This is a genomic window from Vibrio chanodichtyis (genome assembly GCF_028863985.1).
Lineage (GTDB): Bacteria > Pseudomonadota > Gammaproteobacteria > Enterobacterales > Vibrionaceae > Vibrio > Vibrio chanodichtyis.
The window spans coordinates 24,142-45,418 of record NZ_JARBFT010000002.1; the positions used below are offsets into that span (position 1 = coordinate 24,142).

General features: G+C 49.0%; 23 protein-coding genes and 1 pseudogene. 15 read left to right on the plus strand and 9 right to left on the minus strand.

What is annotated here, in order from left to right; genetic code table 11:
* Together gnd and PUN32_RS02205 are read left to right on the plus strand one after the other, a co-directional pair.
* Positions 1–1,449: a decarboxylating NADP(+)-dependent phosphogluconate dehydrogenase gene (gene gnd / locus PUN32_RS02200; protein WP_274721577.1), complete on the plus strand. Its 1,449-nt coding sequence runs from the start codon at positions 1–3 to the stop codon at positions 1,447–1,449.
* A 147-nt stretch (positions 1,450–1,596) separates the two neighbouring features.
* The gene (locus PUN32_RS02205) at positions 1,597–1,737 is read left to right on the plus strand and encodes a hypothetical protein (RefSeq protein ID WP_166015056.1); all 141 of its coding nucleotides are present in this window, start codon (positions 1,597–1,599) and stop codon (positions 1,735–1,737) included.
* 62 nt (positions 1,738–1,799) lie between these two features.
* On the opposite strand, the gene hutZ is transcribed toward PUN32_RS02205, so the two are convergent.
* From hutZ to hutW, 3 genes are all read right to left on the minus strand, one after another.
* The gene (gene hutZ / locus PUN32_RS02210; RefSeq protein WP_274721578.1) at positions 1,800–2,330 is read right to left on the minus strand and encodes a heme utilization protein HutZ; all 531 of its coding nucleotides are present in this window, start codon (positions 2,328–2,330) and stop codon (positions 1,800–1,802) included.
* Between the two features lie 171 nt (positions 2,331–2,501).
* The gene (gene hutX, locus PUN32_RS02215; protein ID WP_274721579.1) at positions 2,502–3,005 is read right to left on the minus strand and encodes a heme utilization cystosolic carrier protein HutX; all 504 of its coding nucleotides are present in this window, start codon (positions 3,003–3,005) and stop codon (positions 2,502–2,504) included.
* A 23-nt stretch (positions 3,006–3,028) separates the two neighbouring features.
* Positions 3,029–4,399, minus strand: a complete 1,371-nt coding sequence (gene hutW, locus PUN32_RS02220; RefSeq protein ID WP_274721580.1) for a heme anaerobic degradation radical SAM methyltransferase ChuW/HutW — start codon at positions 4,397–4,399, stop codon at positions 3,029–3,031.
* Between the two features lie 207 nt (positions 4,400–4,606).
* Here hutW and PUN32_RS02225 point away from each other — a divergent pair, with 207 nt between their 5' ends.
* The 6 genes from PUN32_RS02225 to PUN32_RS02250 all read left to right on the plus strand — a co-directional run bounded on the left by PUN32_RS02225 (position 4,607) and on the right by PUN32_RS02250 (position 9,076).
* Positions 4,607–5,293 carry an energy transducer TonB gene (locus PUN32_RS02225; RefSeq protein ID WP_274721581.1) on the plus strand — a complete coding sequence of 229 codons (687 nt, stop codon included), beginning with the start codon at positions 4,607–4,609 and terminating at the stop codon, positions 5,291–5,293.
* A complete protein-coding gene (locus PUN32_RS02230) occupies positions 5,293–6,000 on the plus strand; it encodes a MotA/TolQ/ExbB proton channel family protein (protein WP_274721582.1) in 708 nt (235 codons plus the stop codon). The genes PUN32_RS02225 and PUN32_RS02230 overlap by 1 nt, the downstream gene beginning before the upstream one ends.
* Positions 5,997–6,413 (plus strand): ExbD/TolR family protein, encoded by a 417-nt coding sequence (locus PUN32_RS02235; RefSeq protein WP_274721583.1) that lies wholly within the window; start codon positions 5,997–5,999, stop codon positions 6,411–6,413. The genes PUN32_RS02230 and PUN32_RS02235 overlap by 4 nt, the downstream gene beginning before the upstream one ends.
* Before the next feature lie 10 nt (positions 6,414–6,423).
* Entirely contained in the window at positions 6,424–7,254 is an 831-nt protein-coding gene (locus tag PUN32_RS02240; protein WP_274721584.1) for a heme/hemin ABC transporter substrate-binding protein, read from the plus strand.
* 65 nt (positions 7,255–7,319) lie between these two features.
* Entirely contained in the window at positions 7,320–8,297 is a 978-nt protein-coding gene (locus tag PUN32_RS02245; RefSeq protein ID WP_274721811.1) for a FecCD family ABC transporter permease, read from the plus strand.
* Positions 8,297–9,076 (plus strand): heme ABC transporter ATP-binding protein, encoded by a 780-nt coding sequence (locus PUN32_RS02250; RefSeq protein WP_274721585.1) that lies wholly within the window; start codon positions 8,297–8,299, stop codon positions 9,074–9,076. Before PUN32_RS02245 ends, PUN32_RS02250 begins: the two co-directional genes overlap by 1 nt.
* A gap of 126 nt (positions 9,077–9,202) precedes the next feature.
* Here PUN32_RS02250 and PUN32_RS02255 read toward each other — a convergent pair whose 3' ends face one another.
* Positions 9,203–9,664: a TetR/AcrR family transcriptional regulator gene (locus PUN32_RS02255; RefSeq protein ID WP_274721586.1), complete on the minus strand. Its 462-nt coding sequence runs from the start codon at positions 9,662–9,664 to the stop codon at positions 9,203–9,205.
* A gap of 489 nt (positions 9,665–10,153) precedes the next feature.
* On the opposite strand from PUN32_RS02255, the gene PUN32_RS02260 reads away from it, so the two are divergent.
* Both PUN32_RS02260 and PUN32_RS02265 read left to right on the plus strand, forming a co-directional pair.
* Complete coding sequence (locus PUN32_RS02260; protein ID WP_166015126.1) at positions 10,154–10,459, plus strand: YfcZ/YiiS family protein; 306 nt, start codon at positions 10,154–10,156, stop codon at positions 10,457–10,459.
* A gap of 134 nt (positions 10,460–10,593) precedes the next feature.
* Positions 10,594–11,190 carry a leucine-rich repeat domain-containing protein gene (locus PUN32_RS02265; protein ID WP_406707950.1) on the plus strand — a complete coding sequence of 199 codons (597 nt, stop codon included), beginning with the start codon at positions 10,594–10,596 and terminating at the stop codon, positions 11,188–11,190.
* Positions 11,191–11,311: 121 nt separating this feature from the next.
* Here the strand turns inward: PUN32_RS02265 and PUN32_RS02270 are convergent, their stop codons facing one another.
* Positions 11,312–12,424, minus strand: coding sequence for a 1-acyl-sn-glycerol-3-phosphate acyltransferase (locus tag PUN32_RS02270; protein WP_274721588.1), 1,113 nt, complete (start codon positions 12,422–12,424; stop codon positions 11,312–11,314).
* 166 nt (positions 12,425–12,590) lie between these two features.
* Between PUN32_RS02270 and PUN32_RS02275 the strand changes: the two genes are divergently transcribed.
* Complete coding sequence (locus PUN32_RS02275) at positions 12,591–13,196, plus strand: AraC family transcriptional regulator (protein ID WP_274721589.1); 606 nt, start codon at positions 12,591–12,593, stop codon at positions 13,194–13,196.
* 74 nt (positions 13,197–13,270) lie between these two features.
* On the opposite strand, the pseudogene PUN32_RS02280 reads toward PUN32_RS02275, so the two are convergent.
* Positions 13,271–14,095, minus strand: a pseudogene (locus PUN32_RS02280) (MOSC domain-containing protein); the annotation flags it as partial.
* Positions 14,096–14,435: 340 nt separating this feature from the next.
* Here PUN32_RS02280 and pyrC point away from each other — a divergent pair.
* Positions 14,436–15,464, plus strand: coding sequence for a dihydroorotase (pyrC, locus tag PUN32_RS02285; RefSeq protein ID WP_274721590.1), 1,029 nt, complete (start codon positions 14,436–14,438; stop codon positions 15,462–15,464).
* 189 nt (positions 15,465–15,653) lie between these two features.
* Here the strand turns inward: pyrC and rlmC are convergent, their stop codons facing one another.
* Both rlmC and PUN32_RS02295 read right to left on the minus strand, forming a co-directional pair.
* Positions 15,654–16,784: a 23S rRNA (uracil(747)-C(5))-methyltransferase RlmC gene (gene rlmC / locus PUN32_RS02290; RefSeq protein WP_274721591.1), complete on the minus strand. Its 1,131-nt coding sequence runs from the start codon at positions 16,782–16,784 to the stop codon at positions 15,654–15,656.
* A gap of 64 nt (positions 16,785–16,848) precedes the next feature.
* A complete protein-coding gene (locus PUN32_RS02295; RefSeq protein WP_274721592.1) occupies positions 16,849–17,643 on the minus strand; it encodes an AraC family transcriptional regulator in 795 nt (264 codons plus the stop codon).
* A 99-nt stretch (positions 17,644–17,742) separates the two neighbouring features.
* Between PUN32_RS02295 and PUN32_RS02300 the strand changes: the two genes are divergently transcribed.
* The 3 genes from PUN32_RS02300 to PUN32_RS02310 all read left to right on the plus strand — a co-directional run bounded on the left by PUN32_RS02300 (position 17,743) and on the right by PUN32_RS02310 (position 20,027).
* Entirely contained in the window at positions 17,743–18,642 is a 900-nt protein-coding gene (locus tag PUN32_RS02300) for a DMT family transporter (protein WP_274721593.1), read from the plus strand.
* Between the two features lie 202 nt (positions 18,643–18,844).
* Positions 18,845–19,606 carry a DeoR/GlpR family transcriptional regulator gene (locus tag PUN32_RS02305; RefSeq protein WP_166015135.1) on the plus strand — a complete coding sequence of 254 codons (762 nt, stop codon included), beginning with the start codon at positions 18,845–18,847 and terminating at the stop codon, positions 19,604–19,606.
* 169 nt (positions 19,607–19,775) lie between these two features.
* Entirely contained in the window at positions 19,776–20,027 is a 252-nt protein-coding gene (locus tag PUN32_RS02310) for a hypothetical protein (protein WP_274721594.1), read from the plus strand.
* Positions 20,028–20,382: 355 nt separating this feature from the next.
* On the opposite strand, the gene malG is transcribed toward PUN32_RS02310, so the two are convergent.
* Positions 20,383–21,273, minus strand: coding sequence for a maltose ABC transporter permease MalG (malG, locus tag PUN32_RS02315; protein ID WP_274721595.1), 891 nt, complete (start codon positions 21,271–21,273; stop codon positions 20,383–20,385).
* Positions 21,274–21,277: the final 4 nt, after the last annotated feature.

A 21,277-nucleotide genomic window follows, 5' to 3' on the forward strand; every position in this document is an offset into this window, starting at 1 on the left:
ATGAAAGGTGATATCGGTGTAATCGGCTTGGCTGTTATGGGCCAAAACCTGATCCTCAACATGAATGACCACGGCTTCAAAGTGGTGGCGCACAACCGTACTGCGGCGAAAGTCGACGAGTTTTTAGCCGGCCCAGCCAAAGGCACTAACATTGTTGGTGCTTATTCGCTGCCAGAGCTGGTGGAAAAATTAGCTACCCCACGTAAAGTGATGCTGATGGTGCGAGCTGGTCAAGTGGTGGATGATTTCATCGAGCAGTTGGTTCCGCTGCTTGAGCAAGGCGACATCATTATTGATGGAGGTAACACCAACTTCCCAGATACTAACCGCCGCGTCAAAGCGCTGCGTGACAAAGGCATTCACTTTATTGGTACTGGCGTATCTGGCGGTGAAGAAGGCGCACGTTTCGGACCTTCGATCATGCCAGGTGGCGCACCTGAAGCATGGCAAGCGGTGAAACCGATTTTCCAAGCTATTTCGGCTAAAACTGACGCTGGCGAGCCTTGCTGTGACTGGGTCGGTAACGATGGTGCTGGCCACTTCGTGAAAATGGTGCACAACGGTATCGAATACGGCGACATGCAGCTGATCACTGAAGCATACCAGTTTATGAAAGATGGTCTTGGGATGTCGGCTGACGAGATGCAAGCGGTGTTTGCCAACTGGAACAAAACTGAGCTAGACAGCTATTTAGTTGAAATCACCGCTGATATCTTGGGCTACAAAGATCAAGATGGTGAAGCGCTGGTTGAGAAAATCCTCGATACCGCAGGCCAAAAAGGCACCGGTAAATGGACAGGCATCAACGCGCTTGATATGGGGATTCCTCTCACGCTGATCACCGAATCTGTGTTCTCGCGCTGCCTATCAGCACTCAAAGATCAACGTGTAGCAGCCGAACAACTGTTTGGCAAAACTCAAACTCAGGTGACTGGTGATAAACAAGAGTGGGTTGATGCCCTGCGTCAAGCGCTGCTGGCTTCAAAAATCATCTCTTACGCACAAGGCTTTATGCTGATGCGTGAAGCATCAAATGAGAATGGATGGAACCTGAACTACGGTAACGTGGCTCTGATGTGGCGCGGTGGCTGTATCATCCGCTCTGCATTCCTTGGCAATATTCGTGATGCGTTTGAACACAATCCTGATCTGGCATTCTTAGGTTCAGATGCCTACTTCAAAGGGATTTTGGAGAACTGCTTGGCCGCCTGGCGTAAAGTGGCCGCTAAGTCACTGGAAGTTGGTATTCCAATGCCTTGTACCACCTCTGCATTGACGTTCCTTGATGGTTATACCACCGCACGCCTGCCAGCAAATCTGCTGCAAGCACAGCGTGACTACTTCGGTGCCCATACTTATGAGCGCATCGACCGTCCACGTGGCGAGTTCTTCCATACTAACTGGACCGGAACCGGCGGTAATACCGCTTCAACCACCTACGACGTATAAACTTACGATTTAGCTATCGCCAAATAAGGATGAAAAATAGGACTAGCTACTTCTTTGCTCTCAGCCTATAATTTCGCCGTTTAAGGAGGATGTCGGTTTGGCCGACATCCTTTATTTTTTCTGCACATTGGCTTTTTAAGAGAATCGATGATGACAATCAACAAGTACTATGTTTTGGTACCACAAGCGTTACAAACGCCAATACATCAGGATAGTGACGTTGCATCTGAGAAGGAAGCTCAGCGCCAGCAGATGGTGAAACAAGCACAGCAGCAAGGCGGATTATGATCGCTACCCAGCAATATCGTGATTGGAACCGATAAAAAAAGCACCCGCAGGTGCTTTTTTATTTAGTCATCAGCAATTTTACGATGGCCTTCTTGTAGATGGACAAAATCCACCAGATCATCACCAGAGACTTGGTAGGCCTGACCAAAACCTTTCACATACAGGCCTTGTTCTGGCTGCAAGCGAAACAAAATAAAGTCTTGTAGTTGGCTTAAACCATCAATAATTTCACCAAACCGCTCACTCATTTGCGCAATCACCGGTTGCCATAGCTCACTGTCGCGCTCAATGATGCTCGCGACTGAATCAAAAGTTAGACGCTTGCGCGCAAACAACTGCTTGGCTTGCCCTTCATCTTCAATCAACATAATCGAAACCTGTGGATTGACTTCCAAATTACGTGCGTGACGGGCAATGCGTGAAATCAGCACAAAATAACCTTGCTGATTTTGCACGAAAGGCGCGTAGCTGACATTCGGGCGACCTTCGGCATCCACCGTGGCGAGTTGCAGTGTTTGGCGTTGTTGGCGAAACTCTTTGATTTCTGGCTCTAAGCGGCCCTGTAAACGCTCTTGTTTAACTTGCTGATCCATCTCTTTCTCCTCAATGATGGGCATTATCGTTATTATTTTTATACCCAAACAACTTGGAGTTGCAGCTAGGTGGCAAGTGAGTGAGTCCCTATGAGCATAGACAAACTATGTGATGGGGGTGAACCAACGTCGCCAACACCGCTGCAACTTCAAGTCGGAAGGGGGATATAATTATACTGACTGCTGTTGCTGCATCGCTTTAAAACGTGCCACTTGCTCGGCAATTAATTCGCGTTTTTCATCACGACCGAGATAGATTTTGAATGCGTTCTCGCCTTGTGCGGTAAAAAATCCAAAGTAGTGGCTTTCACGCCCCATAAACGGTTTGCTGACCAATGCAACATGGCTAATGTTGTCCAGCAGCAAATGGCCATGCAATTCGCCCTCACGACCCATTAAGTTGTAATAACCGCGCGCAACCTTACCTTTTGGAAACGGCGCTTTCACCTCAAAAATTGAGCCAGCCACGGTCATAATGGTCGTGACCGGTCCCCAATCAGGTAAGCTTTCTAAAATGGCTTGCGCTTGCGCACCATCGATAATCGCGACCATCTCTTGCGGTAGTGAACTGACAACCTCAAACTCGGTAACTCCCAATTGCTCCGCCATCGCGGCAGGTAATAACATCGGTTGCTGCTCAAGCAGCTGCATGACTTGCTGTGCTAATGATTCCATTGTGTTTTCCAATCTGGTTGTGCTTAGGCAATAAGCGGTTGTTGATGTTGATCTTGTTGATGCGAATGAATGAGAACTTGAATACAGGCTTGCGCTAAACTCACCGACCAGAAACAGCCTGCAGTGGTCAAGATCAAGTAATCCTCTTCGACAGTGGCTAGCCCCAGCGCTTGCCAACGTAAAAAGAGTGGCATTAACCATTCAAAAGCAGACTGATGCTGAAAAGCAGGTAAACGTTGTTTGGCTACCACGCCAGCATCAAAACCGGATTTTAAGGCCGCGAACAGCGGTTCATATGTATGCTGACGCATCATCATCGCGCTCAGTGGCTGACCATTTTTCAGTGCGTCTAAATAAGTGGTGAGCTGGCGATGTTGCATGAGTCCATAACCGCCAATATTGCCCCCTGCGCCACAGCCGATCGGCAACACTTCGGCGTAAGTTTTTGCCAAGCTGTTGTACAGACTGCGCTCACGATTATCACGTGCCCAGTGGTTAACACTCAGTTGGCGCAGATGATGTTTCGCCATAAACTCCACCCCGATTTGGTACAAGGTGGCTTTTTCTGGCGTAGTGGCGGGCGCGGGTAAACGACCTTGCTCAACCATAGTCAACATGGGTGCACTGCCGCCCACCACCAGTTGATACAAGTCGATACCTTGCGCGCCAGTGGCCATAAAATCGAGCAAATCTTGTTCGAAAACTTGCTCTGTTTGGTAAGGTAAGCCATACAACAGATCGATCACAATCGGCGCTTGTCCGGTCGCCGCTAAAGAAGCGACGCGTGCCATCACCACATCACGATCATCGAGACGTTTAGCACGGCGGCGCACTTGAGTATCAAAGCTCTGCACACCAAACGAGAAACGGTTAAAACCGCCTTCTAACGCTTGTTCGAACATCTCATCACTAAAACGATGGGTACGTCCTTCTAAGGTCATCTCGCAATCCGCGGTGAGCGGAAAGTAGTGACGGATCGCCTCTCCCAGTTGGCGGATCTGCAGCGGTGAAAGCTCAGTAGGTGTGCCGCCACCAATATACACCGCATGAAATACCCCACTTTGGGTCCAAGGTAGAGCGGCTTTTTGTTTGATCTCTTCGAGCAAGGCATCGAAGTAGGCATCCACCAGCTGACGGCTGGCGGCATTTTGGAAGAAGTTACAGAAGGTGCAACGCACTCGACAAAAAGGCACATGGATATAAAGGCATCGAGTTTGCTGAGGTGAGCTCGGCTGCTGCGATATTTGCTGCCAGACTTTAGCTTGTTCAGGAGGTGCAACAGGCATCGCGATACCACCGGCATGCGCCGAGTGCTTATTTTTGAACGCAAAACGCAGTGGATCTGGGGTATCAGCGCCCAAGATTGATTCATCAAAATTATCTAAATTCAACATACTATTTCTCAAGCCAACACCTAGTGCGACAAGGGTTGCGGTTTATTTAATCTTATGCGGCAGGATCATAAATTGACGCTAATGATAATGCAATTGATAATTGCTATTATTTGCAAGCTGAGGGATAATCCTTAGCGCTGAGGCGTAAATGGTCAAAACGCAGTCAAGTCACAGAATGATGTAATGATGTTGCTAGGGGGTAATCAGTTGAATCTGCACAGATATATTATTGCAGGGGGAGCATCCATCGCGCTTCATGCACTGTTGCTGATCACCACCGATCAAGCTCAAGTGTTTGCCATGCCAGCTGGAAATCCGAGCCAATCGGTAGCCATTAATATGGTTTCGATGCCAAAACCAAGCGCACCCGCACAACCTGAACCGGTGTTACCTGCCGCCGTCGAGCCGCAAAAAACCGCGCCAACACCAGCCACTGTGGCCAAACCAAAACCGGCCAAGATCGCCAAGCCTGTGGCTACCACGCCAGCTAAACCACAGTCGACCCAAAAACCGGTTACAGAGCCTATCGAGCCGATCACCCATAATGAAGTGGCGCGTGAAGCGTCGCCAACTCAGCCTAGCGAGGTGAGTAAAGGGATCAGTAGCCAGCCGATTTTGCTTGATAAACCGGCTTTCGTGAGCGCACCGGTGCAACCTCGCTATCCACGTATTGCGCAAAAACGCGGTATTGAAGGCACTGTGATGTATGAAATTTGGCTCGATGAACAAGGGCGTCAAATCAAGCAACAACTGATCTCTTCATCCGGCACGGAACTACTGGATCAATCGGCGCTGGAAGCCATTAAACAGTGGCAGTTTTCGCCACGTATTCTTGATGGTGCGCCAGTGGCACACCGAGTTCATATCCCTGTTCGTTTCAAATTGGAAGGCTAATGGAATCGTTACAACAACTCCAACAACAGCTAGGCTTGATGGCTTGGCCACTTTTCATTTGTTCTGCGCTAACTGTGATGCTGTTAGCCGAACGTCTTTGCCAAGTGTTGCTCAGTTTGACGGTTGGTAAAGGTGCAATACGTCAAGCCTTGCAAGCGGTATCACCTAGCAACCCAGATCAAATCGCTGCGCTCACCGAACATTTCAGCCATAAACGACCTGTGTTGTACCGTGGGGTGGCGATGTTATTAGCCCATCATCAATTTGAGAAATCCCTGCGCGAAGATGCCGCGGGTATTTGGCTGCAAGAGCAGCGTCACCAATTTAACTCTGGCTTACGTTTGCTGACCCTGATTGGCGTGATCAGTCCGCTGCTTGGTCTGCTCGGCACGGTATTAGGCCTGATTGCGATGTTTAAAGGGGTGGCCGCAACCACAGGCAACATTACGCCAAACGTACTGGCGGATGGATTAGGTGTCGCGATGTACACCACTGCCGCAGGTTTGATCGTGGCGGTGCCGGCGGTCGCCGGAGCACAACTGCTGAATTTATGGGCCGATCGTACCATGGCCAAATTAGAGCACACGCTCAATTACGTCAATCTTTGGCTCGAAGGGATGACGCTACATGCCAACGCTGCACTGAGCATCGTTACCCGGCAAGACTCTGCAAGTATGCCGACTGAGACAGGAAATGAGCCGCGATGATTAAGTCTTCTGCCAAGCAGCAGGATTTTGGGCTCACTCCCGATCTCACTCCCCTGCTCGATATCATTTTTATTGTGATGGTATTCCTGCTGCTAACGGCTTCCGTGCGGCTGGAATCTTTAGACGTTGCGCTACCCACCACCGATGCACCGGTGGTTAATGAAATTAATCAACAGTCGATCACCATCAATCTATTGGCCAGCCAACCTTACTGGGCAATTGATGGTAAAACCTACCCCGATTGGCATGATTTCTCAGTGGCACTGCTCGAAATGGTACATAACAGCCAACGGCCAATTGTGATCGCCGCAGATCAAGGTGCTGAGGTACAGCAACTGGTTAAACTGCTCGGTTTTTTACAGCAACATGGCATTCAGGCCACTCAATTACTTACTGAAACTCCTCACTCGTAATGGAAACAAGATGAAACTCACTCAATCATTGGTTGTATTGCTGGCCTGTTGCTCATCGGGCATCACTCTGGCGCAAGAAAGGATCGTTAGTGCAGGCAGTGCCGTCACTGAACTTATGCTCGCACTCGGCGCTCAGCAACAATTGGTCGCGGTCGATGTGACCAGCGAACTACCGAGTTCGCTCAATCTGCCCAAGATTGGTTATCACCGTCGCTTAGCCGCAGAAGGTTTGCTGGCGTTAGCGCCGACCCAACTGATTGGATCGGATGAAATGGGTCCCAATAACGCCTTGCAACAACTGCGTAATGCGGGAGTGCGAGTCAGTGTGATTAATAGCGATGCAAGCCCACAAGGTTTATTAACTCGCATTGACCAAATTGCTCAGCTCACCAATAGTGAGTCACATGCGCAGCAGTTAAAACAGAGCGTGCAACAGCAAATTGCCAGCTTACAAGCCAAACAGCCGACCACCCCGAAAAAAGTGTTGTTCTTACTGTTGCATGAAGGTCGCGCCGCTAACGTTGCCGGCAGTGATACCGTTCCCGATACCATCATTCGCTTAGCGGGTGGGCATAATCCAGCCAGCCAGGTCACCTCTTATAAACCCCTATCGATGGAATCTATGCTCGAAATGCAACCGGAGATGATTTTAGTCAGCGGCCGCAGCCTAGACGTTTTAGGCGGTGTCGATGCCGTACTGAGTGCCGTGCCAGTATTAGCGGCCACCCCGGCAGGTCAAAACAAAAATATCGTGGCGATCGATGGTCATGCTTTGGTTGGCGGCTTAGGGCTGAAAAGCCTGCAAGAGGCTCAGCGTATTCAATCTCTGCTTTATCCCTGAGGCCGATCCTAGTGTTAAGACGATTTCCGTTTATGCTGACCATAAGTCTGCTGCTTGTGGCAGTGATGTTGGCTGGGATCTACTCGATTACTGTCGGTCCGATGAATATCACGATGACCGACAGTATTCGTAGCCTGCTGTTTCGCTCTGATCAGCAGGCCAGTGCCATCCATCTGGTGATCCATGATATTCGTTTGCCACGTACGTTACTTTGCTTACTGATTGGCGCAATATTGGCGTTATGTGGTACGGCGATGCAGGGGCTGTTTCGTAACCCACTGGCAGAACCTGGTATCATCGGTGTTTCTGCTGGCGCCTCGCTCGGTGCCGCCTTGGCGATTGTATTATTGAGCGATTTAACCTTCCGTTTACCTTGGTTAAATAGCCTGATGTTACCGGTGGCGGCATTTATCGGCGGCGCGCTCACCACGGTATTAGTCTATCGTTTGGGCACCTCTAAATTTGGCACCTCAGTCACCATCATGCTGCTGGCTGGAGTGGCGATTTCGGCCCTTGCCGGAGCAGGCATTGGCTATCTTAACTATTTAGCCAGCGATCAGATGCTGCGTGATTTGACGCTATGGTCGATGGGTTCGATGGCTGGCGCCACCCAGTCAAGTATTGTGCTGTGCGGGATCACCTTATTGATCTTATTAGGTTATTTTTGCTGGCGAGCGATGGCGCTAAACGCTTTGCTACTCGGTGAAGCCGAAGCACGTCATTTAGGTGTACCTGTACAACGACTCAAACGCGAAATGATTTTACTGTCAGCGATTGGAGTAGGCGTTGCGGTGAGTGCGGCAGGCATGATTGGCTTTGTCGGATTGGTGGTACCGCATATTGGTCGTATGTTGGTCGGGCCGGATCATCGTAATCTAGTGCCGATTTCTGCCCTACTCGGCGCATTGATGCTCACCCTCGCCGATATGATCGCGCGAATTGCGGTCGCGCCAGCGGAATTACCGATTGGTATTGTCACCGCCTTGGTCGGTGCTCCGTTCTTCTTGTATCTGTTATTCCAACAAAAAGGCCGAATTTTCTGATGCACTCGATGGCAATTCAAGGCACTGATCTTTGTGTCACTTATGGCTCACGCTCCGTGCTCGACCATGTAGATATCACTTTGCGTGGTGGTGAAGTGGCGGCGTTACTCGGTCCGAATGGTGCGGGCAAAAGCACCTTATTAAAACTGCTCAGCGGTGAAATGAGTGGTGCAGGAACACTGCGCTATTTTGATATTCCAGCCAACCAATGGCCAGCCGCAAAATTGGCCACTCATTTGGGTATTTTGCCCCAGCAGAGTTCGCTAAGCTTCCCATTTAGCGCACAAGAAGTGGTGGAATTGGGCGCTATCCCACTCAATTTATCGCGCAAAGAAGTGCAGCAAGTGGCGCGGCATTATATGCAACAAACCGATGTGTTGCATCTGGCCACTAGCCTCTACCCATCGCTGTCTGGAGGTGAAAAACAGCGCCTGCATTTAGCGCGAGTCTTGACTCAGTTACATCAAGCGGGTCAACAGCGCATTTTAATGCTGGATGAACCAACTTCGGCGCTGGATTTAGCCCATCAGCATAATACCTTACAACTGGCACGCGACTTAGCCGATCAGCAAGGATGTGCTGTGGTGGTGGTATTGCATGATTTAAACCTTGCAGCGCAATATGCCGATCGGATGATCTTGCTGCACCAAGGTAAGATTGTGTGTGATGCCGCGCCGTGGCAAGCGCTGACCGCTGAGCGAATTGAGCAAGTCTACGGTTATCAAGCCCTCGTGGCGGCGCATCCTACCCGCGATTTTCCGATGGTCTATCCAGCCTGAATCACCCGCGATTTCAACCGTAAGCCAGCGCCTGAAAAACCGCCGAAGTGTTGAACATCCGGCGCTTTAAACATTCGTGGCTGGCGACGGTGCTTAACCATCAAGGCCGTTCTGTATGATCACGACTCAGTGGATCATACTGACCAGTGAACGGCCCAGTAACCATTCCACTTCTTTTTGGCTATCTTGGCCAAATTTCTCTGCAGCTAGCTTATATAAGCCATTGATCTCTTTATAAGCAAAATCATCGGCACGTTCCGCACTTACAATATGATGAAATAACAGGCGTAAAATCGCGGTAAATGGCGATTGTTGCAATGCTTGCAGCCAACTGCGACGAAACGCTTCAATATCATGTTCAAAATCAAGGTGTTCAATAAATAGCTTGAAAATCCGCCCATCCAGCGCCGAGGCAAAATCGGTTTTCTTCGGAAAATGATGACTGATCCCAGTCCGAGAAATGCCGGTTTGCTGACTAAGAGTGGTATACGACATTTGGTCATAACCGAGTCGCAACAACTGGTCCACTACCGCATCCATGATGGTCTGAATGGTTATTTGTGTATCTTGTTTACTACGCTTAGGCATGATTAGGCTCTTTTCTAACGTCGATGACTTGTCTGGATGAATCATGAGCAAGCATCATAATGATTAAAATAGTCAGCACAAAAGTCACCACCAAACAAGCTCAATTATGGTTTGGTCGGATCTTTTAATACTAGTCACTCAGTAGATGAATTCACTCTTTTGCATAATTTTTTTGACTGTTTTTAAAATACCCAGTTCTTATCACGCCATCGACTCAGTGCAAAAATGCATATCGCTACATGACTAATAATCCATCAATCGATTGACCATAACAATGCGCTAGCGGCAACTCTGACAATTCTCCGACATTGGAAAACCAAATTAGTGCAGAAGCTCACACTGAGCTGCGCAAATTCGCTTCATCACTCGTGGTTTCGAGCTGCGATAGCTCTGACTGACTCAATTCCTACACTCATCGCTGAGCTTTTTTGTGGTATAACCATTCGCTGCGGACTAAAATAGTTCGATTATTGGTAAGAGGATTAGGATATGAGTAACCAAACTTGTGTCGAAAATGAAGTGTGTGAAGCTTGTGGTTGTGCCGGAGAGATTGGTTTTATCATTCGTGAAGGCGATGATGTGGCAGAGGTCTCCATATTTGGTGCTGATCCAGCACATCTGCAAGGCAAATTAGCCGAGTACATCAGTTTAGCTCAGCAGGTTTGTGCTGCAGTGGAATACGAAGTGGCACCGGCCGCAGAGGATGCCACCGAATTACACGCTCGATTTAAATTTGAAGTGAGTGCTGAAAAATTAATTTTCGAACTCAAGACTCGTGCCCTAGCACGCAGCTAAATCAATACTCACTCAGCGGGCATCATGCCCGCTTTTTCTGCGCAGCTAGCCAATTATAACTGGCGCTTGCAACATTGTTTGCAACACTAAAGCCGCGTATTTCCATTCAAGCCAAGGATCGATCGTTATCAATGATGTGGCGTACTTTAGTACTCTGTTGTTCATGTTTAGCCAGTGGCTCACAAGCCATAGCACTGGATCAGTATATGGTGCTCAATCATCTCGATAACTACGGTAATCTGGATTTACGCGCCAAACCCTACCGCTCATTGCCGGAAAATTTTCACATCAAGGGCAATCTGAATATCGGTAACACCGCGATCACATCGCTGCCCAGAGGCCTTAGCATCGATGGCAGTCTTGAAGCAGCGAACAGTGGGTTAGCCAACGTGCCGCGCGGTACCAGCATCAAAGGCTACGCCAATTTACTGGGCAGCAAAATCAAAGCTTGGCCGGCAGGCATTCGCGTCGGTGGCTATCTCAATTTTACCGATACACCATTAGCCTCCTTACCCGCTCGGCTGACTGTCAAAGGCGATTTAAGCGTGATCCGCACCCCACTGACTGAGCTACCGAATGGCATTATTATTGAAGGTAATTTGTATATAGGTGGCTCACAAATCACCCGTTTTCCTGAGCGGATGACAGTAAACGGCAATATTTATTTAGGTGGCAATCAAATCAGTCAATGGCCAACCGAACTGACACTCGGCGGCGCAGTGGCGCGCTAAAACGCTAAGTGATTACCTACCATCAAACACCGACAAAAAGAGGAGCGTGAGCTCCTCTGGTGATCGGAATGCGCTATACCAAACAGTAACGGCACAGCAACCTAGCGATTAACAACATCCATTAGCTATGAAGATGATTACGCACCGGGTTAGCGTAAGCATCCAGTAGATAACGCTGAGCCGGCTCTGGCAACTCAGCCAGCTTAGCGTTTAACCGCTCACGTACCTCAGCGGTGATCTCGCTATCATCTTGCCCAGCCGCCAAACGGTTGATCGGATAGAGCACATAGTTGTGGTGGATTTGTCGATCAATCTCTTGTGCCAACGCTTCTGGGGTCTCGAAGTCTTCGCCGATCACTTCACCAAAAGCAACATGCACTCGACCTTTTTCACCGATAATGCCTTGGATAATGCTTTCGATATCTTCAAACTCACCTTTTTCGTAGCGACCTTGGGTATCTTTTTCGTACAATTCGCGCGCTTTGGCAATATCACACGGATCGTTTTCATAAGAGATCGCCACCGGAACAATCTGCAAACTACGCATATACTCCGCAAACGGTATTTTTTGATGACGCCCTTCAACATGGAACATTTTCAAAATCGCCGGATCGGTCTGATCGTTGCCATCTTTGGCGCGTCCCTCTTTCTGGGCAATCCAGATCGAATGTCCGGTCTCTAATGAATGCTTGATGTAGCCCGACAGGGTGCCCAACATTTTCATCATCTCACGCGGCCCCTTAGCCGAACGTTTGACAATAAAACTTTTATTTAAGCGCATCAGCTCAGTAGCACAGGGTTTGGTCAATAAATTATCGCCAATCGCGATGCGCACTGTACGATGACCGGCCAGATATAATCCGTAATTGACTAATGCCGGATCCATCGCGATATCACGGTGATTACACACAAATAAATAGGCTTGCTGAGTATCTAACTTATCTAACCCGCTGAAGCTCACCCCTTGTGTGGTTTGAGCTAACGTTTGGCGGAGGTACTTTTTCACCTCAAGTTGGATCGCTTCAATACTGTCCAATTTCGCCCACTTGCGCTTAAGGTAAAACTTAACCAGTGGAGTCATTAAAGCGCGTAACCAAGCAGACTGGTGTTTAAAGCGATGTTTCAAAATCGCCGCAGTGAACTCTTGGTCATTGATCAACCGAGCAAGCGCGGCTGGGATTTCGTCATCGTTGTATGGCCGAATATCAATATAAGGATCAGTTGTTGAAGTCATAAGTTTGTACATCAGATAAAAAACTGGCCTATTCTACGCATAGTTAGCCGCGCCATCAGCAAACATCGAAAAGGTCAGACCAGTGCGGTTATTCCTCAAGCACAGCAATTGGCTTTTGCCGTGATAAGGGGTAATCTTAGCGCCGTTAACATTTCCAAGGCCTTTTATGAACTACGCAATTGAGTCGCAAGCCCGCCACTTTGAGCACTTAGCACTAACCGCGCGTAAACGCACACTCAAACACAGTCTGATCCGAGTTGAACAAGGTTTACTGCTGTTTCGACTCGGCAAACACGAGTATGCCGTGGAACGCGGTCAAACACTGTGGATCCCTTGTGACTGCCTGTGTGGTCTCACCTTTTTTCCAGATACTCGCATCACTCGCGTAGATTTTTCGGTACGTTTAAGCGCATCGTTTGCCCACCAAGCTGGGCTGGTGCAACTGTCGCCGCTGGTCAGCATGGTACTTGATCGCTTGCAAGATTGCCCGCGCGAGCACCCCGCATTTGCCCACTTGACCCAACTGCTGATGCTTGAGCTCATCGGCTGCGAGCCTAAACTCATCCATTCGCCACTCACTCAAGCGCTCAGCCAGTGGCAACCAGAAGCGCCATCGGGCATCAGCAAAGAGCATCATCTGGTATTACTGGTTCGTGAAGCGCTAAAACGCTCACAATCTGGCGTGGCGACGCCGCGCATTATTGATCAACTGTTTGCCGGCAATGCTGAGCAATATCAGCAGCTGCGTTCGATTATTTTAGGCCAAGCGTGAGCCATTCACTGGCCCACTAATCGATTAAACCTGCCGAACCATCTCTTGTTCGCGTGCTTCATAGGCTAAAGAGGCTGCTCAAGGTAAAGCGGTGGCGACTGATATTCCAACACTTCAATCGAGTCGCCAACCGTAATCATCCCTTCATTTTTGGCCAGCAAATTTTGGCCAAAAAACACACTCCCCTGCGGATTAGCTCGAAATTGAGCCAAGGTGCGCAGCGGCTCTTGGCTTGGTCTAAATGCGCCTTGCGCGAGATCAATGGTGGTTAAAATGCAGCGTTGGCAAGGTTTCACCAGCGTAAACTCCACCTCGCCAATCCGGATCCGCTTCCAGCTATCTTCGGCAAACGGCTCGCTGCCCGCCACCACCAAATTGGTGCGAAATTGATCCATGACATGCGACTCAGGACTGCGTCGATTCAGTTCATCTAAAGAGGCCTGACTGATGACCAGCAGTGGATAACCATCAGCAAAACTGACGTTATGTCCGAGCTTTTCACGCACACGATGAGACTGCTCACCGCAATACAGCAAACGCACCGTCATTCCAAGCAGCGCGCTAAACCAGTGATTAGCCGCATCGGTGGTGGTATAAGCCGGAAAATTATCGGACCAAACTTGAGCTGCAACAGTTTGCCGTTGCAAATCGGCATAACGAATTGTCAGTGCAGCGTGACCGGGCGCGTAAAACTGTAACCCATCATGCCGTAATGCGGTTTTGATCCGCACCAGTTGCGGAAATTGACGCGCGGTGACCATGCGGCCATCACCATCCGCCAACATAAAGCGCCGATCAAAGCTTATCCCTTGTGTTTCAACCCAAGCCGATGACATGGCGATCCCGGCTAATGATTTAACCGGAAAGACATTGATTTGTGAGAGTTGTCCTGCTGACATGCGGTTTTCCTGTGCGCGGTCTAGATAGGGCATCATAAAACAAAGCTCTGATCCGGGATAACAAATTGTGAGCATGCCGAACGTTATAGCCAAGCCACTTGGCGTTGCAGGTAGGCGGCAAGTGAGTCCCGATGAGCATAGACAAACTATGTGATTGGGGTGAATGAACCTAGCCAACACCGCTGCAGCTTCCAGTAGGAAGGGGATAGTTAAGCGAGTGCAGCAGAAATAAAGGGTGAAAAGGATTAGGCTTTGCTCTATCATCCGCACGCCTAAGCGGAACCGTTTGCGCGGCGCGCTAGGCTCCAATCATTTTATGCCTTTATGGTGGGAGCACTTCATGACAACACTGACCATTACACGCCCAGACGACTGGCACGTTCACCTTCGCGATGGTGAGGTTCTTACCGATACGGTACGTGATATTAGCCGCTATAACGGCCGCGCACTGATCATGCCCAATACCGTGCCACCGGTCACCACCACCGCCATGGCGTTAGCCTATCAAGAGCGGATCATGGCCGCTCAGCCCTCGGCGCATTTTACCCCGTTGATGACGCTGTATCTTACTGATAACACCACCGCCGATGAAATTCGTCACGCTAAAGCATCGGGCCAAGTGGTGGCCGCCAAGCTTTATCCTGCGGGTGCCACCACCAATTCAGATTCTGGAGTCACCTCGGCGCAGAAAATCTATCCGGTGCTGCAAGCGATGCAAGAGGTGGGGATGTTGCTGCTGGTGCATGGTGAAGTCACAACGCACGACATCGACATTTTTGACCGTGAACAAGCGTTTCTTAATCAAGTGCTTGCACCAATCGTGGCCGATTTTCCACAGTTGAAAATCATCCTAGAGCACATTACCACCGCCGACGCAGTCAATTTTGTGCGCCAAGCGGGCGCTAACGTTGCTGCCACGATCACCGCGCACCATTTACTGTTTAACCGTAACCATATGCTGGTCGGTGGCATTCGTCCCCATTTCTACTGTTTACCGATTTTAAAACGCGCCACTCACCAACAAGCCTTAGTGGCTGCCGCCACCTCGGGCAGTAAACAATTTTTCCTCGGGACTGACTCCGCCCCTCACGCCAAAGATCGTAAAGAGGCAGCTTGTGGTTGTGCGGGATCTTATACTGCCCATGCAGCGCTTGAGCTGTATGCAGAAGTGTTTGAAAAAGAAGGTAAACTAGAGAATCTGGAGGCGTTTGCCAGCTTGAATGGCCCTGATTTCTATGGTTTGCCACGCAACCCAACCACTGTCACTCTGACCAAGCAAGCATGGCCAGTGGCACACAGCATGCCGTTTGGCAGCGATAGCGTGGTGCCGATCCGCGCCGGTGAGCAGATCGAATGGACGGTTAGCTAAGCACGCTGCAAATATCGAATATTGGTCGATATCCAACAGGAGAGGCTCGCCTCTCCTTATATACCCAAACCACTTGGCGTTGCAGGTACGCGGCAAGTGAGTCCTGATGAGCATAGGCAAACTATGTGATTGGGGTGAACCAACCTAGCCAACACCGCTGCAGCTTCAACTAGGAAGCGGATATGTTCATCAATCCCGTCTTACCAATAACGTCAGCACTTCCGCATGATCGGTGTGGGGAAACATATCAAACCACTGCACTCGGATCAGTTGATAACGAGCAAGCTCAGCGATGTCTTTGACCATGGTATGCGGATTACAGCTAGAGTAGAGAATATGTTTGGGCGCAAGGGCTTGCAGTTGTGCGGTCAGTTCCCCCCCTAAGCCACGCCGCGGAGGATTAACCAACACTAATTCCGGCGCACTGATTTGCGTGTGGGAAAATTTAGCCGAATCCAGGGCGGCAAAGCTGAGATTTTCAATCCCCATCAGTTGAGCTGAGCGCTGCGCACTGGCAATCGCCTCTGGCTCGATTTCAATCCCCGTGACGGAAGTTTGTGGCGCAGCGCAATGCAGTGCAAAACCGCCAACCCCACAAAACAGATCCCACATTTGCTGTGGTGCAATTTCACGTACCCAAGCTCGCGCAGTCGCGTAAAGCTGCTCGGCAACTTGAGGATTGGTTTGGAAAAAACTTTTCGGGCGGATCACCATCGGCACATCATTGAACTGCTCAAGCAAGCTTTGCGTGGCGGTCAGGAAAATTTCCTCTTCACCTTCTAAGCGCGCCATATGCACCGGCTGAATATTGACCGACACCACAGCAATACTCGGAAACGCCGCCAGCAACGCAGGTAAATTACGTTCAATCCGCTCAAGCACGGCATGACTGCGCGCCACAAAACGCAGCATATATTGGCCACGAATCGCACTGCGGGTGAGCAGAATAAACTTCAACTCACCTTTTTTCTTCAACTTGTTATACGGCGCAATGCCAGCAACCCGGATCCAGTTTTGCAGATACACGAGTAGCTCTTGCATTGGCTGAGGATAAAGTGGGCAACTGACCAGCGATAACGGCTCGCCTTGCCGATCTTCAATACCTAAAATCGGCGCGTGAGCGGCTCCAAGCACCACCATCTTGGCTTTATTACGAAACCCCGTTTCAACACTGGTGACCGGCGCTAACCACTCGACATCCAAGCTCGGCGTAATCAAGGCTCGCAACTGCTGATCTTTATTCTCAACTTGCTGGGAATACGGCAGCGCACACTGTTGGCAAGAGCTACACCGCTTTTGAATAAAGAACTCACATTGCATACTATCCACCACCGAAAAAGCAAAGCCGCTAGTTTATTGGCCTGCCTGAAAATAACAAGCAGGATCACTCGACTAACAACCGATTTTTATACTGCTCAGGGGTTAAACCGGCGTATTTTTTAAACATAGTGATGAACGGGCTGGCTTGATTGTAACCCAGTGTCAATGCCACCTCTTTCACCGCATGGCCTTGGCGCAGCAGTTCCATCGCATAGAGGTAGCGCACTCGCAAACGCCATTCAGTAAAACTCATCCCCAATTCCGCCTGACAATGACGTGCCAGCGTGCGTTCCGTGGTGTGTACTCGCTCAGCCCACTGCTGCAAGGTGGTATTATCGGTCGGGTTCTCTTCGACACACGCCAAAATCGGCGCTAAATATTTGTGATGGGTCGAGGGCAGAAAATGGTGTTGCGTTTCACGAGTTGCCAGTTGATCAAGCAGTACCTGTACTAAGCGCTGATCTTCACCACTGTCGGCGACATTAATCTGCCGCGCTCGAAAATCATCAATAATCGCAGACACAATGGGGGTGACTTTAATTAAGCTGGTTTTGGTTGGAAACGCGGCAGTTAAATTCGAGGCAATATTCAGTGAGCAATATTCAATTGGCTTGCGGTTATAGCTGCGGTGCAAAATCCCTGCGGGTACCCAAATTGCCAAATGAGGCGGAGCAAGAAAGCGGGTATCCTGCGCTTGCATTTCCAAAATGCCACCAGCAATCAATTGTACCTGTCCCCAAGGATGACTATGTTCGCGGGTTTCGGTATTGGACAGAAAAGCTTCGAAATTCATAAACACATCCGAGGGTGGATGTTCGATGGATAATGAAGGGTGCAAATGGCGTGGACGTTTGCTCAAACTTGTCTTCCTATCGCTCACAATGTCTTTTCAAAGATAGTTATAATTATAAAGACCTGCCACACTATGATCCAAGTAACAAAGAGTGATGAGACTCACATGATTTATCTTCTGCCATTTTTAACGGTGCTGATTTGGGGTGGCAACTCGATTGTCAACAAGCTCGCCTCCGTCACCATCGAACCAAGCGCGATGAGTTTTTATCGTTGGTTACTAGCCATGCTGCTATTAACGCCATTCTGCCTACCGAGCGCGATCCGTCAATGGCCGACCATCAAACGTTACTTGAGCAAACTCGCCGGCTTGGCATTGCTGGGCATGGTACTGAATCAATCGCTCGGCTATTACGCGGGATTAACCACTACCGCCACCAATATGTCCCTTATCTCCTCTTTCGTGCCACTGATGAGTGTATTTATCAGTGTGCCGCTACTCAATAAACCGATTTCACCACTGAGTGTAATTGGCGGAATACTATCGCTAACCGGTCTGGCTTATATGCTTGGCGCAGGCAACCCGCTCTTTTTCTTGCATCAAACCATCACCGAAGGCGATGCTTTAATGGTGATGGCCGCGCTGGTTTATGCGCTATACTGTGTGTTGCTCAAACGATGGAAAATGCCATTTAGCAATTGGATGCTGATTTATTTGCAAGGAATGTGCGCGGTGTTAATGCTGATCCCACTTTGGCTGACCAGTGATCAGCTATTACCGACCTCCGGCTCACTGCCATTGATTGCCTACGCAGGGATTGGCGCATCATTACTGGCTCCTTGGATGTGGGTCAAGGCGATTGATGCGATCGGGGCCGATTCTACCGCGATGTTTATGAACTTATTACCGGTCTTTTCGGTTTCGTTAGCGGCAACCTTATTAGGCGAAACGGTCCATTTTTACCATTTGATTGGTGGCATGTTGGTGGTCAGTGGGGTGGTGTTATCTCAGTTGAAACTTCAACGTTGGCGCAGTGATGCGGTAGAAAAAGTCTCTCAGATTTGATGTTGACTCAACGCGCTAACCCCAGGTTAGCGTCATGACGACTCCCCCGTTGCACGACAGCTGAGAAGCGATAGTGCATTTTGATCACGATAGTTCGTTTTTGTAAAAAAGGATTAAAAACGAAAAGAATACGCAAATCATGGTTTAAAATTGCGCCGTGACTTCGTAAACTGGAGGCCATTGAAATGATAAGGATATTACGGTGAAAGCAGTCAAGCGCCATCAAGAAATCATTGAATTAGTTCAAGCTCAAGGTTTTGTCAGTACTGAAGAGTTGGTTGCACGGTTTGATGTCAGCCCACAAACCATCCGCCGCGATCTCAACGAATTAGCCGAAGCCAATCAATTACGCCGTAACCACGGCGGTGCCACGATTCCTATCAGTTCGGAAAACTCCTCGTATTACACCCGACAAGTCTCTTATCAAGCCGAAAAAGAGCTCGTGGCTAGCGCGTTGGTACAACATATTCCCGATGGAGCGACGCTTTTTATTGATATTGGTACCACACCAGAAGCCATCGCCCGCGCATTGATGGTCAACCATCATCAACTAAGGGTTGTGACCAATAACCTCAATGTTGCCACCATGTTGATGAATAAACCTGATTTCAGCGTGATTCTAGCCGGCGGAGAAGTGCGCAATAAAGATGGTGGTGTTACAGGTGAAGCCACCCTAGACTTCATCTCCCAGTTTCGTTTAGATTTTGGCATTTTGGGCATCAGTGGTATCGATTATGATGGCTCATTACTCGATTTTGATTACCATGAAGTACGAGTCAAACGTGCGATTATTGAAAACAGCCGCAGTGTATTCCTTGCCGTTGATCACAGTAAATTTGGCCGTAATGCGATGGTAAAACTCGGGACCTTAGCCGATGTGGATTTGATCATTACCGATCAAGCCCCACCGCAAGAGATCGCCGAATTTGCTAAATTGCATGAAGTCGCCATTCAAGTGGTTTAGCCGGTCAGCGCTGCAACAGCGCAAAAAGGATCAATACTGCTCAAATTTGTGAAAAATTAAAGAGTTGTCAGGCGCTGTAAGGTTATTCACCAGCGCCTGTCATCCAATTGTCATCAAACTTTGCTTAAATGTTTGCCCATCTCTAGCTCACGGATTGTACGCTTTTGTTATGGCGCTAACCCTCGATAAAATTACTCTAACCGAAACGACTTTAAACAACCTAAAATCGGTCGAATATCAATGGGTCAGAACACTGTACGTGCAAGGCTATCAACCAGAAGCAATTAACCACTATATTCAAACCTGTTTTGGTGGTGATACCACTTTTGCCGATCTGTTCCGTCGCGTTGCGATGCATGAGGAGAGTCTCTATTTGCTGCTGAGATACTTAAATTGTGCGCCTTCTAGTCGAGAGTTCTAATTTTTCTGTACTCTTCATTCTTGATTACCACTCAATTTCTGATCTGACTCGCAACCTATCATGCTAGCTCTGTTGGCAAATAAGGTTGTGCTTATACTGGCAAGCGTGTTCTATATCCTTCTTACTTGAAGCTGCAACTACGTTGTTTGGGTATATAACAGAGATCAGCCATAAAAAAACCCGAGCTAAGCTCAGGTTTTGGTTACAAAAACTGTTAGTCGTGAACTAGTAAGGAATAGAGCTAACAGCCAGCTATGCGTAACGCCAGAATTGCAGCTTCTTAACTTGTCGGCGGCCAAACCAATAGTTGTTAAGAAGGGATACAATGGGCGACCTTAGGTCGCCCTTATGGTTATTATCCTTTCACACCACCAGCCGTAAGTCCTCCGACTAACCAGCGCTGCGCAAGTAAAAATACAATCGTGATTGGGAATGCTGAGAGCACCGCTGCGGCGGCAAAATCACCCCACAGATAGTTCTGAGGATAAAGATACTGCTGCATACCAACCGCAAGAGTGTACGAGTTTACATCAGAAAGCAGCAGCGATGCCACCGGAACTTCGCCCACCACACCGATAAATGACAAAATAAACACCACCGCCAAAATCGGCACGGATAACGGCAACAACACCAGTCTAAACGCTTGCCAAGGGGTAGCGCCATCCAACGCTGCCGCTTCTTCTAATGAACGATCGATCGTTTCAAAGTAACCTTTAATCGTCCAAACGTGCAGCGCAATCCCACCAAGATAAGAGAAAATCAAGCCACCATGAGTATTTAAGCCCAAGAATGGAATGTACTGACCAAGCTTATCAAACAGCGCATACAACGCCACCAAAGCCAGCACCGCAGGGAACATCTGGAAAATCATCATCGCTTTTAAAATCGTCTCTTTACCTTTAAAACGCATCCGAGCAAAGGCATACGCAGAGGTGGTTGACAGTGCAACGATCAATACCGACGTGATCCCCGCCACTTTGACTGAGTTCCACAGCCAAGTCATCACCGGAAACGGAGGTGGTGTCACCGTACCATCAGCATTTTGCACCGCAATACCAAGTGCTAATTTCCAATGCTCCAGCGATGGGCGATCCGGAATTAAGCTGCCAGTCGCGAAGTTACCTTCACGAAACGAAATCGCGATAATCATTAACAACGGGAAAATAATCATTGCTAAGAACACCCACAGTGCCGCGTGGGTTGCCCACACGCGATACTTAAGAGATTTACCTTGTACCATAGCCATATGA

Coding starts and splice junctions, on each gene's coding strand:
- PUN32_RS02235 (WP_274721583.1), top strand. CDS start 5,997: ATGATTAAGTCTTCTGCCAAGCAGCAGGATTTTGGGCTCACTCCCGAT.
- PUN32_RS02255 (WP_274721586.1), bottom strand. CDS start 9,664: ATGCCTAAGCGTAGTAAACAAGATACACAAATAACCATTCAGACCATC.
- PUN32_RS02245 (WP_274721811.1), top strand. CDS start 7,320: ATGTTGGCTGGGATCTACTCGATTACTGTCGGTCCGATGAATATCACG.
- PUN32_RS02310 (WP_274721594.1), top strand. CDS start 19,776: ATGGCGCTAACCCTCGATAAAATTACTCTAACCGAAACGACTTTAAAC.
- PUN32_RS02300 (WP_274721593.1), top strand. CDS start 17,743: ATGATTTATCTTCTGCCATTTTTAACGGTGCTGATTTGGGGTGGCAAC.
- pyrC (WP_274721590.1), top strand. CDS start 14,436: ATGACAACACTGACCATTACACGCCCAGACGACTGGCACGTTCACCTT.
- PUN32_RS02240 (WP_274721584.1), top strand. CDS start 6,424: ATGAAACTCACTCAATCATTGGTTGTATTGCTGGCCTGTTGCTCATCG.
- PUN32_RS02270 (WP_274721588.1), bottom strand. CDS start 12,424: ATGACTTCAACAACTGATCCTTATATTGATATTCGGCCATACAACGAT.
- gnd (WP_274721577.1), top strand. CDS start 1: ATGAAAGGTGATATCGGTGTAATCGGCTTGGCTGTTATGGGCCAAAAC.
- PUN32_RS02230 (WP_274721582.1), top strand. CDS start 5,293: ATGGAATCGTTACAACAACTCCAACAACAGCTAGGCTTGATGGCTTGG.
- malG (WP_274721595.1), bottom strand. CDS start 21,273: ATGGCTATGGTACAAGGTAAATCTCTTAAGTATCGCGTGTGGGCAACC.
- PUN32_RS02265 (WP_406707950.1), top strand. CDS start 10,594: ATGTGGCGTACTTTAGTACTCTGTTGTTCATGTTTAGCCAGTGGCTCA.
- hutZ (WP_274721578.1), bottom strand. CDS start 2,330: ATGGATCAGCAAGTTAAACAAGAGCGTTTACAGGGCCGCTTAGAGCCA.
- PUN32_RS02275 (WP_274721589.1), top strand. CDS start 12,591: ATGAACTACGCAATTGAGTCGCAAGCCCGCCACTTTGAGCACTTAGCA.
- hutX (WP_274721579.1), bottom strand. CDS start 3,005: ATGGAATCATTAGCACAGCAAGTCATGCAGCTGCTTGAGCAGCAACCG.
- PUN32_RS02250 (WP_274721585.1), top strand. CDS start 8,297: ATGCACTCGATGGCAATTCAAGGCACTGATCTTTGTGTCACTTATGGC.
- PUN32_RS02260 (WP_166015126.1), top strand. CDS start 10,154: ATGAGTAACCAAACTTGTGTCGAAAATGAAGTGTGTGAAGCTTGTGGT.
- rlmC (WP_274721591.1), bottom strand. CDS start 16,784: ATGCAATGTGAGTTCTTTATTCAAAAGCGGTGTAGCTCTTGCCAACAG.
- hutW (WP_274721580.1), bottom strand. CDS start 4,399: ATGTTGAATTTAGATAATTTTGATGAATCAATCTTGGGCGCTGATACC.
- PUN32_RS02205 (WP_166015056.1), top strand. CDS start 1,597: ATGATGACAATCAACAAGTACTATGTTTTGGTACCACAAGCGTTACAA.